Raw genomic sequence first — 16701 nt, 5'->3', positions numbered from 1 at the left:
TGTTCGAGACCTACCTGCGCGAGGTCCTATGCCCCACGCTTTCGGAGGGCCAGGTGGTGGTGATGGACAACCTCTCTGCGCACAAGGGAGAGAGGGTCAGGGAGCTGATCGAAGGGAGGGGCTGCGAGCTGATCTACCTGCCGCCGTACTCGCCGGACTTCAACCCCATCGAGCAAGCCTTCAGTAAGCTCAAGGGCTACCTCAGAGAAGCGTGCGCCCGTAGCCATGAGACACTCATGGAGGTCATCGGCGAAGCCCTGCGTACGATCAGCGCTTCGGATGCCGAGAGCTTCTTCGATCATTGTGGCTACCGCACAGTGGTTCAATCTCTATGACAGCTGCTCTAGTCTGCATACGATGTATGTGGACAAACCCATGCGTGCCCACGGGCTCATGCAGGCGATCGCGCGGGTGAACCGGGTGTTCAAGGACAAGCCGGGCGGACTCATCGTGGACTACCTCGGCCTCGCCCACGAGCTGCGCCACGCGCTTGAGACTTACACCCAGAGCGGAGGCACCGGGGAGACCGCTATCGACCAGCAAAAGGCGGTTGACAAGATGCTGGAGAAGTACGAGGTGTGCTGCGGGATCTTCCACGGCTTCGACTGGTCGAAGTGGACGATGGGGACACCGGCGGAGCGCCTGGGACTTTTGCCCCAGGCACAAGAACACGTTCTCGCGCAAGAGGATGGCAAGGAAAGGTTCCTCAACGCCGTGCAGGAGCTCTCCAAAGCCTTTGCGCTGGCCGTTCCTCATGAGGCAGCAATGCGCATCCGGGACGACGTGGCCTTCTTCCAGGCGGTACGGTCCGCACTGGCAAAGCGCGCTCCGGGAGAAGCCCGCGCTGATGAGGAACTGGACCACGCCGTGCGCCAGATCGTCTCGCGGGCGCTCGCTCCGGAAGGCGTGGTCGACATCTTCGCCGCCGCCGGCATCGAGAGGCCGGACGTCTCCGTTCTCTCCGAGGAGTTTCTGGCCGAGGTGCGCGGCATGCCGCAGAAGAACCTGGCCGTCGAGATGCTGAACAAGCTGCTCTCTGGCGAGATAAAGACTCGTCGGAGCAAGAACGTCGTGCAGGCTCGCTCCTTCGCCGAGATGTTGGAGCAAACCATCCGCCGCTACCAGAACCGCGCGATCGAGGCCGCGCAAGTGATCGAGGAGCTGATCAAGCTAGCACGCGAGATACGCGAGGCTGAAGCCCGTGGAGAAAAACTGGGCCTCTCCGAAGAAGAGCTGGCTTTCTACGACGCTCTGGCCGTGAACGAGAGCGCGGTGGAGTTTCTCGGGGATAAAGCCCTGCGAGAGATCGCCCGAGAGCTGGTGGAGACGCTTCGAAAGAGCGTGACGATAGACTGGACGATGCGCGAAAGCGTGCGCGCGCAACTGCGGGTGAAGGTGAAGAGGATCCTGCGCAAGAGGGGTTACCCCCCGGACGGGCAGGAAGCGGCTACACAAACGGTACTCGAGCAGGCAGAAACCCTCTCGCGGGAGTGGCTAGCGGCGTAATCCAAAAGGTGCAGCGTCACCCGCTGGCGGGACTTTAGGGGAAGCACGATGGAACTCTACGCCTGACCTCGGCCTTGTCTCTCTTTTGCGTTGTTAGGGTAACTTTACTGAGCTATTATCTGTTCCATGAACGGATATCCGAAGCTGGTGGGTCTCAGACGGGCGAGGGTTCGCAAGGCGCTCACCCAGGAGGATCTGGAGCGCATGACCGGCGTAGCCCGGGCGACGATAAGCGCTTTGGAGCTTGGCAAACGGCCGCCGCGGCCTTCTACGGTGAGAAGGCTGGCGGAGGCTCTCTGCGTGGAGCCGGAGGAGCTTATGGAGAGTCGGGAGGTGAGCAGGTAGTGGAGCGCTACATAACCGACGAGAGGGGCAACAGGACGGCGGTTGTGTTGTCCATCGAGGAGTACGAGCGTCTCAGGGAGGCTGCGGAGGAGCTGGAGGACATCCGTCTGTTCGATGAGGCCAAGGAAGCCGTAGAGCGCGGAGAGGACGAGCTGGTTCCCTGGGAGGAGGTTCGGGATCACATCGGTGAAGAACGGTGAGGTACCGGATCCTCATCAGCAGACGAGCCAGCCGTTCTCTGATGAGAAGGATCCACCCCGATCACGCTGAGCGCATACGAGAGGCCATAGACCGTCTGGCAGAAGACCCGAGACCCCATCCTCAGAGCAAACAGTTGGCCGGGAGGGAAGGAAGAAGGCTCAGGGTAGGGAATTACCGGGTGCTCTACGAAGTGGACGACGAAGAACGCGAGGTGCGGATACTCGAAGTGTGGCCCCGGCAACAGGACTACAGGAGCTGAGCCCCTGATGAACAGGGCTCTTCCTTCTCTACGCACAACACGACCCTAAGGAGTGGCATTGGGCAAGCGCGGTAACGGAGAGGGCTCGATAACCCGCCACAAGAAGAGCGGGCTGTACATGGCCCGCTACACGGTGCAGACGGCCGCTGGGCCGAAGAGAAAGACGATCTACGGCAAGACGCGTGAAGACGTCGCCGACAAGCTAGCCGAAGCCCTCGCCAACCGCAGCAAGGGCCTTCTCTTCGACGCCGGCAATATGACGCTGGGCGAATATCTCGGGCGGTGGCTTACCGAGTGCGTTCGAGAGACGGTTAGAGAGTGTACCTACAGGCGTTATGAGAGCATCGTTCGCGTGAATCTGGTGCCGGATATCGGGCGCATCAAACTCAAAAGCCTTACCCCCGCTCATGTACGGGCTTTTTACCGTGAGAAGCTCGACGGCGGGCTATCTCCTCAGACCGTGCTGCACATCCACAGGGTTCTCAGCAGAGCCCTGAAGCAAGCTGTAGATGACGGCCTCATACCACGCAATCCTACTGGGTCTGTGAAGCCGCCGCGGCCCCGCAGAGACGAGATACGTCCTCTATCCGCGGATCAGGCGCGGAGGTTTTTAGACACCGTTTCCGGAGAAAGGCTCGAAGCTCTGTACGTACTGGCCGTCACCACTGGTATGCGGCAGGGGGAGCTTTTGGGACTCAAATGGGAGGACATCGACCTCGACGCCGGGACGCTTTCGGTGCGCCGGACTCTCTCGGAGGTGCGTGGAGGACGGAAGTTCGAAGCGCCCAAAAGCGGTAAGGGGCGCCGCATCAGGCTCAGCGGACGCGCCATTACTGCCCTCAGAGCGCATCGCAAGGCTCTGCTTGAGGAGAGGATGCAGAGGGCCGGGCTCTGGCAGGAGCAGGATCTTGTGTTTCCCTCAGGCGTCGGCACCCCTATGAGCGGCCGCAACCTCTACCGCGAGTTCAAGACCCTCCTCAAGCGTGCTGATCTGCCGGACATTCGTTTTCATGACCTGCGGCATACGTGCGCTACGCTCTTGCTGAGACAGGGCGTAAACCCTAAGTTCGTCCAGGAGCTTTTGGGCCACGCAGATATCAGCCTCACCCTCAACACTTACAGCCACATATTGCCTGATATGGGCGATGCCGCCGCCAGTGCCATGGACGCCGCTTTGGGGTAGAAAAACCCGCGTTGGTGTAGTGGTTGGTGTACCATGGGCCCGGTAAGTGACCAGGACTCTTTCTTTTGTCGCGATTTGCAGGCAAAAAAGAAGTGCGCCTGGAAGGATTCGAACCTCCGACACGGGGTTTAGGAAACCCCTGCTCTATCCCCTGAGCTACAGGCGCACGACGAACCAACGCCCTCCGACGAAGCATTTTACCCCACGCTGGCGGCTGAGCAACCCCGGGAAGACGCTACCCTTCGTAGTAGGCGTAGATGGCACGCTGCTGGGCCTCGTCTGGTGCCTCCGCCTGATCGAAGAGCGGGGATTTCTTTATCTTCTCGAAGTCCAGCGCCAGGACCACGCCCTCGCTGCCCTTGACGTCGCTGATCTTCTCGAAGGGGATTATGAAGTGGCGCTTCGGTGAGCCCAGAAGCCCCCCACCCGAGCTCACGTTCAGAAAGCGCGCCTCTCCCTCCCGGTCCACGTAGAGGTCTTCTACCTTTCCCACCTGCTCTCCACCCCTGTCGTAGACCTTGTGTCCCCGGACGTCCCGGAAGGGATCCTTCAGCGTGGCTTCTTCCACGCTCAGCCTGCCCAGCTCCGTCGTCTTCTTCTGCCGGCTCTCTTCGTCCATGTCGCTCCTTCCCTGCTCTCTTTCCGAAGGTTAACGCCCGGTGACGTCTCCCGGCAACCTTGAAAACATAGCAACAAATAATATTTCCTAACGAACGAACCCTTGAATCGAGTGAGTGAGACGGTACCATTAATCACTCATATGCTGGGGATTGCCTCTTCATGCTTTCGAGTACGGGGCATCCCGGCGATGTACCGTGGGCGGAAGATGCTCCCGGTAAGCAACTGGCGGCTAGCAAAGGAGCTGACCACGGAGGGTAGCATTACCGGAAACGAGGCGGTGATCCGGGCGGAGAAGCTGACCAAGGTCTTCGGCCGTGGGGCTTCCGAGGCGCTGAGGCTGCGCCGGGAGGGCAGGAGCAAGGCGGAGATAGAGAAGGCTACCGGGGCCACGATCGGGGTCCTGGAGGCGAATTTCGAGGTTTATCCCGGTGAGATCTTCGTGATCATCGGGCTTTCTGGTAGCGGTAAGTCCACGCTTCTGAGGCTGCTGAACCGCCTCATAGAGCCGACGGAGGGTGAGGTCTATCTGGATGGCAGGCCGACCTCCCGGATGAGCGCCCGGCAGATAAGGGATCTCAGGCGCAAAAAGATGGGGATGGTCTTCCAGCATTTCGGGCTTCTTCCGAACCGCAGCGTGCTGGGCAACGTTGTCTTCGGGCTGGAGGTGCAGGGGGTCTCCGCGTCGGAGAGGGAGAGGCGTGGTTTGGAGGCTCTCGAGATGGTCGGGCTCGAAGGGCAGGGAGAGAAGAGGATAACCGAGCTCTCCGGCGGGATGCAGCAGCGGGTGGGGCTCGCGCGGGCGCTCGCGACCGAGCAGGAGATCCTTTTGATGGACGAGCCCTTCAGCGCGCTCGACCCGCTGATAAGGCGGGAGATGCAGAACCTCTTCCTGGACATCCAGGGGGAGATAAAGCGCACGGTGGTCTTCGTGACCCACGATCTCGACGAGGCGCTGAGGCTGGGCAACCGGGTTGCGATCATGCGTGATGGGGAGATCGTCCAGATGGGCAACCCCGAGGAGATCCTGACCAACCCGGCCAACGAGTACGTCGAGCGCTTCATAGAGGACGTGGACTACACCAAGGTGCGAAAGGTGGAGGTCGCGATGGTCGACCCCAAGGAGGTCGCCTACCGGAGCGAGGGGCCGCGGGTGGTCCTGAGGAGGATGCAGAAGGCGGGCCTCTCGACGATCTTCGTGCTGGATTCCGAGAGGAAGCTCGTGGGATTGTGCGAGGCGGAGGCGGTCTCCAGGCTCGCGCAGAGGGGAGAGGGTTCGCTGGAGAGCGCGATAGATCGGGACGTCTGCCGGGTCGAGCTCGGCACGCCGCTGCGCAAGGTTCTGCCGCTGTTCGTCGGGGGCAACCTGCCGGTGGCGGTCACCGACGAGCGGGAGCGCCTGATGGGCGTGGTGGTCAAGGGCTCGCTCATAGCCGCGCTCACCACCGAGAGCGAGGTGGAGGAGGCTCAGGAAGAGGTGGCTCCCGAGGCCGGCGATGATTCTGCCGGGCTCTCGTCCTCGGCGGCCGCCGAGGAAGGGGCTTCCCGCTGATGATCGCCTTACTGCAGCAGGGGAGTGGCTACGTGCCGCGCATCCCCATAGGAAGTTGGGTATCCGACTTCGTCAACTACGTAACCAACAACTTCAGCGGGTTCTTCGACGGGCTCTCCAAGGTGCTCGGCGGGCTGGTCGGCGCCTTCGATTTCGTCCTGACCATCCTGCCGCCCTGGGCGATGGTCCTCATCTTCATGGCCATAGCGCTGTGGCTCGGCGGATGGCGGGTGATGCTGCTCACGCTGGTGGGGTTCGGGCTCATCCTCGGGATGAAGCTCTGGGACGACGCGATGACGACGCTCGCGCTCGTGACGGCCTCGACGGCCGTGGCCCTCATCATCGGCATCCCGGTCGGGATACTCTCGGCGCAATACAGGAGCGTGGAGACGGTGGTGCGTCCGATCCTGGACTTCATGCAGACGCTGCCGGCCTTCGTGTATCTGGTGCCCGCGATCATCCTGCTCGGGCTCGGCAACGCGCCGGGGCTGCTCTCGGTCGTGATCTTCGCGATGCCGCCGGCGGTGAGGCTCACGCTGCTCGGGCTGCAGCAGGTGCCCAAGGAGACGCTCGAGGCCGCGAAGGCTTTCGGTTCGACCCGCTGGCAGACGCTGGTGAAGGTAGAGCTGCCACAGGCGTTCACCACGATCATGGCCGGGGTCAACCAGGTGATCATGCTCGCGCTCTCGATGGTCGTGATAGCCGCCCTGATCGGGGCCGGGGGCCTCGGGACCGTGGTCTACAAGGGCCTTAGCACGCTCGATGTCGGCACCAGCTTCGAGGGCGGGCTCGGGATCGTGATAATAGCGATCATTCTCGACCGCATCACCCGGAACATCGGGAGGGGACGGCAGAAGTCCGGCGGCAAGGGCGGGCTCGCCTGAGATTCGAGGGTGGAGGGTCTCTGTAGGGCCGGGGGATTCCCCGGGCGCCGCTTCCCCGTTTTCAACTGCAGGCGAACGGAAGGAGGGTCTGCGTGACCCAGAAGAGGCCGAACATAGGGTTCGGGAGGAGGATGAGCCGCAGGGAGGCGCTGGGCCTCGGAGCCGCGGGCGCCGGTGCGATCCTGCTCGGCGGCTGCGGTGGAGGGGCAGGCTCCTCCGGCGGGACCTCGGGTTCGTCGGGGACGGGAGGGGCCCTGGGCTCGAACAAGAACAAGAAGATCACCTTCGGTAGCATAGGCTGGACCGAGGACGTGGCGCTCTCCAACCTCTCCAAGGTCGTGATGGAGAAGGATCTCGGCTACGGCAGCGTCGACATCAAGGGCCCGCTCGAGCTGGGGCCACTGTTCCTGGGGGTAGCGGGTGGTGGGCTGACGGCCTTCCAGGACGTCTGGATGCCGAACAACAAGAACTACCTCAACAGCGCCAAAGTCAAGCCCAAGGTCGAGCTTCTGCCGCCCTGGTTCGAGGGTAAGACGAAATACGGGCTCGCGGTGCCCATGTACATGAAGAAGAAGGGCATAGTGAGCATCGCGGACCTCAACAAAGCCGGGACTAACGTGATCACCGGCATCGAGCCGAGCGCTTCTTTCATGCCGGTGATCCGGAACAAGGTGATCCCCGGCTACAACCTGCACATGAAGCTCGTCACCTCGAGCACCGCGGCGATGCTCGCCGAGCTGCAGAAGAAGTACAGCGCGAAGCAGCCGATCGTGATCCCGGCCTGGTCGCCGCACTGGATGAACAAGAAGTACGACCTCTGGTACCTCAAGGACCCCAAAGGTCTGGAGAAGCCCTTCAGCAACTCCTCCAAACTCCAGACGGTCGTCAACAAGAACCTGAAGAACGACGATCCGGTGACCTACGCCTTCCTCAAGGCGGTGAGGCTCACTGCGGATCAGGTAAACTCCCTGGAGCTGGAGATAAAAAAAGCCGGCTCGGACAACCCCATAAAGGGCGTGAACAACTGGCTCGCCAAGGGTAACCACAAGGTGGTCGAGCCCTGGATAAAGGCCGCCAGGAAGGCGGCCGGACAGGCCTGATAGTATTTTTCCCGCGCGGCGGGGTCGTGAGGCCCCGCCGCGCGTTCCTTTGTCTTGAATGTCTCTGGCAGTCTCGTGGAAGGAGGTTCATGCAGGACGAAGCACACGAAAGAGGGATGAGCCGCCGGGAGTTCCTCGGGCTCGGGGCGGCCGGAGCCGGGGCGGTTCTCCTCGGGGGCTGCGGGGCGGCCTCCGGTGGAGCCGGCAAGACCCTCAAGGTGGGCAACATCGGCTGGGACGAGGATGTTGCGGTCGCGAACCTGACCAAAATCCTGCTGCAGGAGCACCTGGGCTACGGCGAAGTGACGCTGAAGACGCTCGAGGCCGGGGCGCTGTTTCAGGGGGTCGCGGGCGGAGACCTCGATACCTTTCAGGATGTGTGGCTGCCGAAGACCCACGCCAGCTACTGGAAGAAGTTCGGCGATGAGGTGACCCGGCTTCCATCCTGGTACGAGGGAGCCGGCACGCTCGGTCTCGCCGTCCCGGATTACGTCGAGGCCAAGAGCATCGCCGACCTGAACAAATACAGGAGCCGATTCGGCGGCAGGATCACCGGCATAGAGTCCGGGGCGGGGGAGATGTCCATCGTGCAGAACAAGGTCATCCCCGCCTACGGCCTGAACTACAAGCTGGTGGCCTCGAGCACCCCCGCGATGCTCGCCGCGCTCAAGAAGGCCATATCGGCCAAAAAGCCCATCGTCGTCACGCTGTGGAAGCCGCACTGGGCCTTCACCGCCTTCCCGATAAGGTACCTGGAAGATCCGAAGGACGCTTTCGGGAAGCCGGACCACATCTACACGATAGTCCGCAAGGGGCTGAAGAAAGACCAGCCCGAAGCCTACGCGTTGCTCGATGCGATGAAGCTCTCTCCAGAACAGCTAGGCAAGCTGGAGCTCTCCATCCGCAAGCACGGCCAGAACACTCCGACGAAGGGCGTCAGGGCGTGGCTCAAGGACAACCGGCGCGTCGTCGACCCCTGGATAAAGGCGGCGAAGAAGGCCGGGAAGGGCTCCTGAGCGAGGGAGGGGTTCGCCCCTCCCTACCCGATATCCGCCACAACCGTCTTCAGCTCGGTGAAGGTCTCCATCGGATGGCGTCCACCCACCCTCCCTATCCCCGAGCGTGAGCCGGACCTCCCCCCGAAGGGGAGGTGGCTCTCCCAGTGGTTCGAGGAGGCGTTGATGTTGACCCAGCCGGTGCGCACCGCCTCGGCGAAGCGCAGCCCCCGGGCGAGGTCCCGGGTCCACACCGAGGAGAGGAGCCCGTAGGGCGAGCGGTTGACGACGTCGAGCGCCTCCGACTCGTGGGTTATCGTCGCGACCGGGACGACCGGGCCGAAGGTCTCCTCGCGGGCTATCTGCATCTCTTGCGTGACGCCGTCGAGCACGGTCGGCCGGTAGTAGAGCCGGGTCGGAAACCCTTCGGCGCGGCCGCCGCCGCAGAGCAGCCGGGCGCCCTTCTCCAGCGCGTCCGCGATGTGACGGTCGGTCTTCTGCGCGGTGGGCTCGTTGTTGAGCGGGCCCATGGTCGTCGCCGGGTCGAACGGATCGCCGAGCCTGACCTTTCGTGTGATCTCTGCTTCGAGCCTCTCCAGGAACTCCTCGCGCACCCGCTCGTGGACGAGGAAGAGCTCCCCGGCGGTGCAGCTCTGCCCGGCGCACAGGAACGCCGAGAAGATGCTCTCCCGGGCGGCTCGTTCTAGGTCGGCGTCCTCCAGCACGACGACGGGGCCGTTGCCGCCCATCTCCAGGAGCAGCGCCTTGCCGGCGGCGCGGCGCGCGACCTGCTCGCCGGTCGCGATCGAACCGATGAACGCGACGGCGTCGGTGCCGGGGTTCGCCGCGACCTCGTCGCCGACGACCGGGCCGTAGCCGGTCACGAGGTTGAACAGCCCTGGTGGCAGCCCCGCCTCGGCGATGCATTCGGCGAGCCTGACGGCGCAGATGGACGTGGAGGGGGCCGGGGTCCACACGACGGCATTGCCGGAGGCGAGGGCCGGGGCTATGACCTCGGCGGGCATGGTGTAGGGCCAGTTCCAGGGGGTTATCGTCCCGACGACCCCGCGCGGGACGCGGTAGAGGAAGATGCGCTTGTTACCATCGACCGAGGGTGGCATCGCGCCGTCGAGCCGGGTCGCGTCCGCGGCGGCCATCCTGAAGTAGACGACGAGCTCGTCCACCTCGTCGTACGCCTCGGCCTCGAGCGGCTTGCCCTGATCCAGCGCGAGGATGCGGGCCAGGTCTTCTCTGCGCTCCTCGATGGTATCTGCGATCCTCTCCATCGCCCGCGCCCGCTCGAAGGCGGAGCGCGCGGCCCAGATGGGCCACGCCTTTTGCGCCGCCTCGACCGCCCGGCGCACGTCCTCGCGGGTACCCTCGGGGAAGGTGCCTATCTCCTCGCCGGTCGCGGGGCTCGTGGCGGGGATGCGGGATTCGGTGGCCCCGCCGGTCCACTCGCCCGCGACGTACATCCGGTAGTCTTCCGTCTTCTTTTGGGTGTACATCATTCCCTCCCGGAGAACGCCCGGCGGTAGATCTCCTCGTAGTCGGAGACGTCGAGCTCGCGTGGGTTGCCGATCGTCTGGGGGTCTTCGTGGGCTATCTGCGCGAGCATCGGGATCTCGTCCTCCGAGAAGCCCATCTGCTGCAGGGTGGGGATCCCCACCGCCTCGGTGAGCCTGTAGATCTCCTCGACCCCGGCGCGGGCGGCCTCTTCCTCGGTGAGGCCGTCCGTCTTCACGCCGAGCGCCCGGGCGATCCTGGCGTAGCGTCCGGGCGCGGCTTCGGCGTTGTACTCGCAGACGGGTCCTAGCACCCGGGCTGTGAGCGCGCCGTGCGGGCACTCGTGGACGCCGCCCGCGGACTGGCTCATCGCGTGGGCGGCGCCGGCGCTCTCGGTCCCGTAGGCGAGCCCGCCGAAGTTGGCCGCGTAGGCCATCCCGGTGCGGGCTTCCAGGTTTTTGCCGTCTTGGCAGGCGGTCTCCAGCCAGCGGGCGCACAGTTCGATCCCGGCGATGCAGAAGGCGTCGGTGAAGGGCTGGTGGTAGTCGCAGGTGTAGCACTCGATGCAGTGTGAGAGCGCGTCCATCCCGGTGGCCGCGGTGATCGCCGGCGGGAGCCCGAGGGTGAGCTCGGGGTCGACGACCGCCACGTGCGCCCCGATGAGCGGGGTGCCTCCGACGTTGAACTTTATCTTCCTCTCGTGGTCGGTTATGACCGCCCACAGCGTGACCTCGCTCCCGGTCCCGGCGGTGGTCGGGACGGTGACGAGCGGCGGGATGCGGCGGGTGATTGGTTTTCTGCCGTACTCGTAGTCGAGGATGGAGTCTGCTCCATGGGCGAGCAGGACGCCCGCGGCCTTCGCCGTGTCCATCGAGCTCCCGCCACCCAGAGCCACCATCCCGTCGCAGCCCTCCTCCTGGAAGGCCTCTCTCGCTTCCGAGACGAGCTCCACGTCGGGGTTCGCCCTCACCCTGTCGAAGAGAAAGGCTCCCTCCAGGTGTTCGAGTGCCCTCTCGGCGAGCCCGGCCGAGACGACGCCGGGGTCGGTGACGAGCATCGGACGCCTCGTCCCGAGCTCCCGCACCAGCGCGCCGAGCTCGCCGATGGCCCCGGGGCCGTGCACGATCCTGGTCGGCACCTCCACGGACCTCACCTGTTCTACCTCTACGCTCATCCCGCCTCCTTGCTGATGTCTGCCGGGTATCTGCCGCCGGTGTACTTCACGAGCACCGCCCGTCGGGGGGTGAGGTGCTTCTCGGGGGTGCCCTGCTCCTCCAGGAACTCTATCGCCCGGGCGAGGAGATGCGTGCCTTCTCCGGTCGCCGTCTCCCAGATGTTGTGTCGCTCCGCCGGGTCCTGCGCGAGGTCGTAGAGCTCCGGGGTCTCCTGCGGGCCGCCGACGAGGAGCGAGCGCTCCCGGGTTGTCACGGTGAGCGGCATGTAGCTCGAGATGCGCCGGGGCCGCGAGTCTACGGCGACCGTGATCTCTCCCTCCGCGAAGTACAGCGGCCACGAGCTTACCACGAATGGCCGGTGTTCTTCCTTCTTGCCCTCCACGACGTCGAGGAAGGAGATGCCCCGCATCGAGGATGGCTTCTCCACGCCGACGAGATCGAGGATGGTAGGCGCGAGGTCCGGGGCGCAGGTGAGCGCGCTCCTCCTGCCCGGCGCAACCCCCGGCATCCTCACTATCAGGGGGATCCGGGTGACCTCGCCGTAGAGCGGCGACCAGCCGACCGTGAGCAGCCACGACCTTCTGAGCCAGTCGGGAAGCCTTGCCCCCTCCGAGATTTCGGCCTCCGGAGCGTGCACCCACTCGGCCTTGCCGAAGTAGCCGTGCTCTCCGAAGTAGAAGCCGTGGTCGGAGAGGAAGAAGACGACCGTCTTTTCCGCGATGCCCAGCACCTCGAGCTTCTCGAGCAGCCACCCCACCCACCTGTCGACCATCGTGACCTCGCCGCAGTAGGTGGCGTGCGCGAGCTCGACGTCGTCCTCTGTCAGCCCGGCCTCGCGCCACCTGCCGTAGGCCGGGTAGATCTTCTTCCCGTCGTAACCCGGACGGTAGAGCCGGGTGTAGTACTCCGGAGCGTCCCACGGCTCGTGCGGATCCCAGGTGTCCACGTACAGAAAGAACGGCTCCTCGTAATGCCGCTCCAGCCACCGCTCGGCTTCGGTCATCGTGCGCGCCACCATCCGGTCCGACTCGCGGCGCCAGCTCGCGCGAGCATCCGCCCTTTCCTCAGGTCGGGTGTCGTCCCCCTGCCCCCGCACCCAGATGAAGTCGTCGAACCCCCGGTCGTACCCGTAGCCGCCCCGGATGAAGAAGGGCGTGTCGACCACCCCCATAGTCGTGTACCCGGCGCGCGAGAGCACCTCCGGGAGCGTCGGCAGATGATGCGGCAGCGGTTCCCACCCCATGTGCGTGCAGGAAAAGGTTCCGGTCAGGATGTCCGCCCTCGCCGGCATCGTCGGAAAAGACGCCACCAGATGGTTCTCGAAGACCACGCTCGAGCGCGCGAAGGCGTCCAGATGTGGCGTGCGGATGTACGCGTTGCCGTAGATGCCCAGATGGTCCCTGCGGAAGGTGTCCGAGACCACCACGAGTATGTTCGGACGGGCCTGCATGGCTCTCTCCTCCTGATCTTTCTTCCAGCTTCCTGCGAAGCGCTTCGAGATCAGAGCGAAGAGGGCGGCGCCCGACGTCCTGCACGGTACTGTCCACCCTCGAGCTCACCCCAACTCCCGAACGCCCCGAACGACCACCACGGAAGCCCGACGAACAACCCGAGTAGAAAGAGACGCATCATCTGCTGCGAGGCCCGGCGCAGAAAGAGCAACCCCCATCGGAAAATGCGACCGACGGACCTTGCCCCGATTGCCCGGAGAAGCCCCTCCCGAATGCCAGCCCACCTCACCGCTTCGTTGCGCATGACGCTACCCTTTCTTGATGATGAAACAAATAGCACAGATGAGTGGCCGGTGCAACGTGCCTGAAGGTGCTCCGCCGGGCTTGTATACTGCGGCGGAAGCATTCTCGATGCATGGTAAGGTGGTTGCGCTGTACAGAACGGTTGTAGTATATAATACAAGAATCGCACGCCGGAGGGTTGCATGTTGGCGGCGAGAGGTGGGAATGGATGGGTGACATCCGAGCCGGGGTGGTAGAAGAAGCTCTGCGCGTGGTCGAAGAGGCGGGGCGCGGGGGGCTGGAGCTCAGGGTGCTCGGGGGGGTGGCGGTCAGGCTGCGAGCCCGGGATGGGTTTGCAACGGTGTTCGAGCGGGAGTATGCGGATCTCGACTTCATCGCACCGAAGGGGACCTCTGCGGAGGCGCAGCGTTTCTTCGAGGGGCAGGGCTACAGGCCGCAGCGGCGCTTCAACACCATCTATGGCAAGGAGCGGCTGTTGTTCTTCGACGAGGAGCACGGGCGGCAGGTGGACGTGCTCGTCGGGAGGTTTCGGATGTGTCACGAGATCCCGCTCGGGGAGAGGATGACGCTCGAGCCCTTGACGATCCCGCTCGCCGAGCTTCTGTTGAGCAAGCTCCAGATCGTGGAGCTCAACGAGAAGGATGTTCGGGACGCGCTCGCGCTGCTCTTCGGGCACCCGGTGGAGGACGAGGACGGCGATTCCATAAACGGGGCTCAGGTGGCGCGGCTGTGCGCCGCCGACTGGGGGCTCTGGCGCACCATCACGGCCAACCTCGAGGTGCTCGAGGAGCATCTCGGGCGCTACGGGCTCCCCGAAGAGGGCAAGGAGAGGGTGTTGCGGGGCATCCGGCGGCTCGAGGAGAGGATAGAAGAAGAGCCGAAGACCCTCGGCTGGAGGATGCGCGCCAGGATCGGGGAACGCAAGCGCTGGTACGAGCTGCCCGAAGAGGTAGCGGGAGGACCCTGAAAGACGATGATATCCAGGCTGTTTTCGAGGAAGCCGACGACCAGGCTCTTCTTCGCCACCGACATCCACGGCTCCGAGGTATGCTGGAGGAAGTTCCTCAACGCGGCGAAGCACTACAAGGCCGACGTGCTGGTTCTGGGGGGAGACATGACCGGCAAGGCGCTCGTTCCGGTCGTCCAGGAAGGCGGGCGCTGGCGTGCCACGCTGCTCGAGAACAAACGCGAGTTCGAGAGCGAGGAAGAGGTGGAAGAGTTCGAGCGGCTGGTGCGCAGGAGAGGCTACTACCCGTTTCGCACCACCCCGGAGGAGGTGGCCCGGCTCGAGGCCGACGACACGCTGCGCGAGAGGCTGTTCCACGAGCAGATGCTCGGGACCATCGAGCGCTGGATGCGCCTCGCCGACGAGCGGCTCGCGCGGGAGGGCGTGGAGTGCTTCGTCTGTCCGGGCAACGACGACCAGTTCGAGGTCGACGAGATCATCGCTTCCGCGGAGAAGGTCCACCTGGCCGAGGGGAGGGTGGTCTCCTTCGGGGAATTTCAGATGGTCTCGACCGGCTGGTCCAACCGCACGCCGTGGGACACATACCGCGAGGAGGACGAGGAGGCTCTGGCGAAGAGGCTGCGCGAGATGATCTCGCAACTCGAGGTGCCGCCGGAGAGGGCGATCTACAACTTCCACTGCCCGCCTTATCACTCGGGGCTCGACGACGCGCCGGAGCTCACCGAAGACATGAGGCCCAAAGACGCCGGGCGCTCCACTGTGCCGGTCGGATCTCGGGCGGTGCGCGAGGCGATAGAAGAGGGGCAACCCGCGCTCTCGCTGCACGGGCACATCCACGAGGCCCGGGGCAACACCCGCATCGGGAGGACGCTGTGCATCAACCCCGGCAGCTCCTACGAGCAGGGGCAGCTCCTTGGCGCGGTCGTCGACCTCGACGGGGGGAAGAAAGTGAAGCGGTTCGTGCTGACCAGCGGATAAGAAAGGATTTTGAGAGATGGCTAGCGAAGACACCGCCAAGCCGCAGACCTCGGGCGATCTCTTCCAGCGGAGGGCCACGGGGCTTTTGCGCGGCTGGTCCGTGTGGGACGCGTTCATCTACTCGGCGTTCTCGATCAACCTGATCACACTCGGGCTCTACATCTTCTCCTCGGCCCCGTTCATCCCCAAGGGCGGTTTGATCTGGGCGATAGTACTCTCGGGGCTCTATCTGGTGTTCCAGGCGATAACCTACGCCTCGCTGATCGCGGTGATGCCGCGGGCGGGCGGCGACTACGTGTGGACGAGCCGCATCCTCGGGGGCGGTCCCGGGTTCGTGCTCGCGGTGACGGGCTGGTGGTTCATCCTCTGGCACTGGGTGCCGATCTACGCGAACATCCTCAACATCGAGGTGTTCATCCCGCTCTCGACGATCCTCGGGCTCGGCGGGATCGCGGGGTTCTTCGCCACCAAGACCGGGCTCTTCGTCTCCTCGCTCATCGTCGCCGCGCTCGCCTCGCTCTACATCTCGCTCGGGATGCGCACCTACGCCCGCATCCAGAAGTACTGCTTCTACGGCGGGCTCGTCGGGCTCGCGGTGATGATGTTGGTTCTGCTCTTCCACTCGCACGCGGACTTCGTCTCGGCGTTCAACGCGCAGGCCAGGCAGCTCTACGGGGCTTCCGGGGACGCCTACCAGAAGACGCTTTCCGCCGGGAAGGTGCCGGGGGCCTCGCCGGGCGGCTCGGCGTTCTACCCGACGCTCCTGCTCATCCCGATGGTCGTCTTCTTCAACCTCTGGTCCAACTGGGGGGCGACGCTCTACGGCGAGGTGCGCGGGGCCTCGGACTTCCGCAAGAACATCTACGCTATGGGCGGGGCGCTGCTCGCGACGACGGTCGCGGCGGTCGTGTTGCTCCTGCTGTTCGCCAAGACCTTCGGGTGGGGCTTCTACTACGCGGCCAACAACGCCTACTGGTCCGGCAAGGGGCCCGTCTCCGACTGGCCCTACCCGGGGATGCTCGCGGCGTTCTTCTTCGACAACCCGGTGTTGCAGTTCATCCTGGTCGGGCTTCTGGCGCTGTGGTTCTTCGGCTGGGTGGGGACGGTGTTCCTCTCCTCGACCCGCGTCGTCTTCGCCACCGCCTTCGACCGGTTGCTTCCGGAGGCGGTCGCCAGGACCTCGCGCAACGGCGTGCCCTACGTGGCGCTGCTGCTGATGCTCGTCCCCTCTATCGTGGTGAGCTACTTCTACGCCTTCGGGAAGAACTTCGCCGGCTACACCCTGGACGCGACGCTCGTGATCTCCATAACCTTCCTCGGCTCCGCGGTCGCGGCGGCGATTTTGCCCTGGCGCAGACCCGAGATCTACAACGCCTCCCCGATAGCCCGCTACAGGATCTTCGGGATCCCCCTCATCACGGTCTCGGCCACGGCGTTCGCGGTCTTCCTGCTCTTCTGCCTCTACGAGTGGGTGGTCCGACCGGTCTACGCCGTGAACAGCACCTCGTCCATCATCTACATGCTCATCCTCTACGCCGTCGCGCTCGTGCTCTACGTGGGGTTCCGCATCTACCGCCGCTCGCAGGGGATAGACATGAGCATGGTCTACAGTGAGATCCCGGAGGACTGATGTCCGTCTCCCGAGAGGGATGAGGCTGCTCGTTGACGCCGGGCTCTA

17 protein-coding genes, 1 tRNA gene and 1 pseudogene are annotated in these 16701 nt (G+C 64.4%); 13 read left to right on the top strand and 6 right to left on the bottom strand.

The window, feature by feature from the left end; genetic code table 11:
- From AC6EKW_RS11330 to AC6EKW_RS11305, 6 genes and pseudogenes are all read left to right on the top strand, one after another.
- Positions 1–335 (top strand): transposase (locus tag AC6EKW_RS11330; protein WP_498514435.1); only part of this gene is annotated, 335 nt, incomplete at its 5' end.
- Between the two features lie 4 nt (positions 336–339).
- A pseudogene (locus AC6EKW_RS11325) lies at positions 340–1506 on the top strand (type I restriction enzyme endonuclease domain-containing protein); the annotation flags it as partial.
- Positions 1507–1653: 147 nt separating this feature from the next.
- Complete coding sequence (locus AC6EKW_RS11320; protein WP_498514434.1) at positions 1654–1851, top strand: helix-turn-helix transcriptional regulator; 198 nt, start codon at positions 1654–1656, stop codon at positions 1849–1851.
- A complete protein-coding gene (locus AC6EKW_RS11315) occupies positions 1851–2051 on the top strand; it encodes a RelB antitoxin-like protein (RefSeq protein WP_498514433.1) in 201 nt (66 codons plus the stop codon). The genes AC6EKW_RS11320 and AC6EKW_RS11315 overlap by 1 nt, the downstream gene beginning before the upstream one ends.
- Positions 2052–2092: 41 nt before the next feature.
- Complete coding sequence (locus tag AC6EKW_RS11310; protein ID WP_498514432.1) at positions 2093–2311, top strand: type II toxin-antitoxin system RelE family toxin; 219 nt, start codon at positions 2093–2095, stop codon at positions 2309–2311.
- Positions 2312–2363: 52 nt separating this feature from the next.
- Positions 2364–3494: a tyrosine-type recombinase/integrase gene (locus AC6EKW_RS11305; RefSeq protein ID WP_498514431.1), complete on the top strand. Its 1131-nt coding sequence runs from the start codon at positions 2364–2366 to the stop codon at positions 3492–3494.
- A gap of 93 nt (positions 3495–3587) precedes the next feature.
- On the opposite strand, the gene AC6EKW_RS11300 is transcribed toward AC6EKW_RS11305, so the two are convergent.
- Together AC6EKW_RS11300 and AC6EKW_RS11295 are read right to left on the bottom strand one after the other, a co-directional pair.
- Positions 3588–3660, bottom strand: a tRNA-Arg gene (locus AC6EKW_RS11300).
- Between the two features lie 69 nt (positions 3661–3729).
- The gene (locus AC6EKW_RS11295) at positions 3730–4113 is read right to left on the bottom strand and encodes a PRC-barrel domain-containing protein (protein ID WP_273886631.1); all 384 of its coding nucleotides are present in this window, start codon (positions 4111–4113) and stop codon (positions 3730–3732) included.
- A gap of 207 nt (positions 4114–4320) precedes the next feature.
- Between AC6EKW_RS11295 and AC6EKW_RS11290 the strand changes: the two genes are divergently transcribed.
- The 4 genes from AC6EKW_RS11290 (at position 4321) to AC6EKW_RS11275 (ending at position 8664) form a co-directional block, all read left to right on the top strand.
- Complete coding sequence (locus tag AC6EKW_RS11290; RefSeq protein ID WP_273886632.1) at positions 4321–5664, top strand: quaternary amine ABC transporter ATP-binding protein; 1344 nt, start codon at positions 4321–4323, stop codon at positions 5662–5664.
- Positions 5664–6548: an ABC transporter permease gene (locus AC6EKW_RS11285; protein ID WP_498514430.1), complete on the top strand. Its 885-nt coding sequence runs from the start codon at positions 5664–5666 to the stop codon at positions 6546–6548. Before AC6EKW_RS11290 ends, AC6EKW_RS11285 begins: the two co-directional genes overlap by 1 nt.
- Positions 6549–6640: 92 nt before the next feature.
- Positions 6641–7648, top strand: a complete 1008-nt coding sequence (locus AC6EKW_RS11280) for a glycine betaine ABC transporter substrate-binding protein (RefSeq protein ID WP_273886635.1) — start codon at positions 6641–6643, stop codon at positions 7646–7648.
- 89 nt (positions 7649–7737) lie between these two features.
- Entirely contained in the window at positions 7738–8664 is a 927-nt protein-coding gene (locus AC6EKW_RS11275; RefSeq protein WP_498514429.1) for a glycine betaine ABC transporter substrate-binding protein, read from the top strand.
- A gap of 23 nt (positions 8665–8687) precedes the next feature.
- Here the strand turns inward: AC6EKW_RS11275 and AC6EKW_RS11270 are convergent, their stop codons facing one another.
- The 4 genes from AC6EKW_RS11270 to AC6EKW_RS11255 are packed head-to-tail and all read right to left on the bottom strand — an operon-like array spanning position 8688 to position 12986.
- The gene (locus tag AC6EKW_RS11270) at positions 8688–10151 is read right to left on the bottom strand and encodes an aldehyde dehydrogenase family protein (RefSeq protein WP_273886637.1); all 1464 of its coding nucleotides are present in this window, start codon (positions 10149–10151) and stop codon (positions 8688–8690) included.
- A complete protein-coding gene (gene gbsB / locus AC6EKW_RS11265) occupies positions 10151–11323 on the bottom strand; it encodes a choline dehydrogenase (RefSeq protein ID WP_498514428.1) in 1173 nt (390 codons plus the stop codon). The genes AC6EKW_RS11270 and gbsB overlap by 1 nt, the downstream gene beginning before the upstream one ends.
- Positions 11320–12774, bottom strand: coding sequence for a sulfatase (locus AC6EKW_RS11260; RefSeq protein ID WP_498514427.1), 1455 nt, complete (start codon positions 12772–12774; stop codon positions 11320–11322). Before AC6EKW_RS11260 ends, gbsB begins: the two co-directional genes overlap by 4 nt.
- Positions 12775–12824: 50 nt before the next feature.
- Positions 12825–12986 (bottom strand): hypothetical protein, encoded by a 162-nt coding sequence (locus AC6EKW_RS11255; RefSeq protein WP_498514426.1) that lies wholly within the window; start codon positions 12984–12986, stop codon positions 12825–12827.
- Between the two features lie 300 nt (positions 12987–13286).
- Here AC6EKW_RS11255 and AC6EKW_RS11250 point away from each other — a divergent pair, with 300 nt between their 5' ends.
- Genes AC6EKW_RS11250 through AC6EKW_RS11240 form a run of 3 tightly spaced genes read left to right on the top strand, consistent with a single transcriptional unit; the run spans position 13287 to position 16653 of the window.
- On the top strand, positions 13287–14045 hold the full coding sequence (locus AC6EKW_RS11250) for a hypothetical protein (protein ID WP_273886641.1): 759 nt from the start codon (positions 13287–13289) through the stop codon (positions 14043–14045).
- 6 nt (positions 14046–14051) lie between these two features.
- Positions 14052–15023 carry a metallophosphoesterase family protein gene (locus AC6EKW_RS11245; RefSeq protein ID WP_498514425.1) on the top strand — a complete coding sequence of 324 codons (972 nt, stop codon included), beginning with the start codon at positions 14052–14054 and terminating at the stop codon, positions 15021–15023.
- 16 nt (positions 15024–15039) lie between these two features.
- Positions 15040–16653, top strand: a complete 1614-nt coding sequence (locus AC6EKW_RS11240; protein ID WP_498514424.1) for an APC family permease — start codon at positions 15040–15042, stop codon at positions 16651–16653.
- The last annotated feature ends 48 nt before the right edge of the window (positions 16654–16701 follow it).

It is taken from the genome of Rubrobacter sp. M3-4, assembly GCF_059772285.1.
Note: the sequence above shows the minus strand (reverse complement) of the source record. Positions and strands in the feature narration are given on the sequence as shown.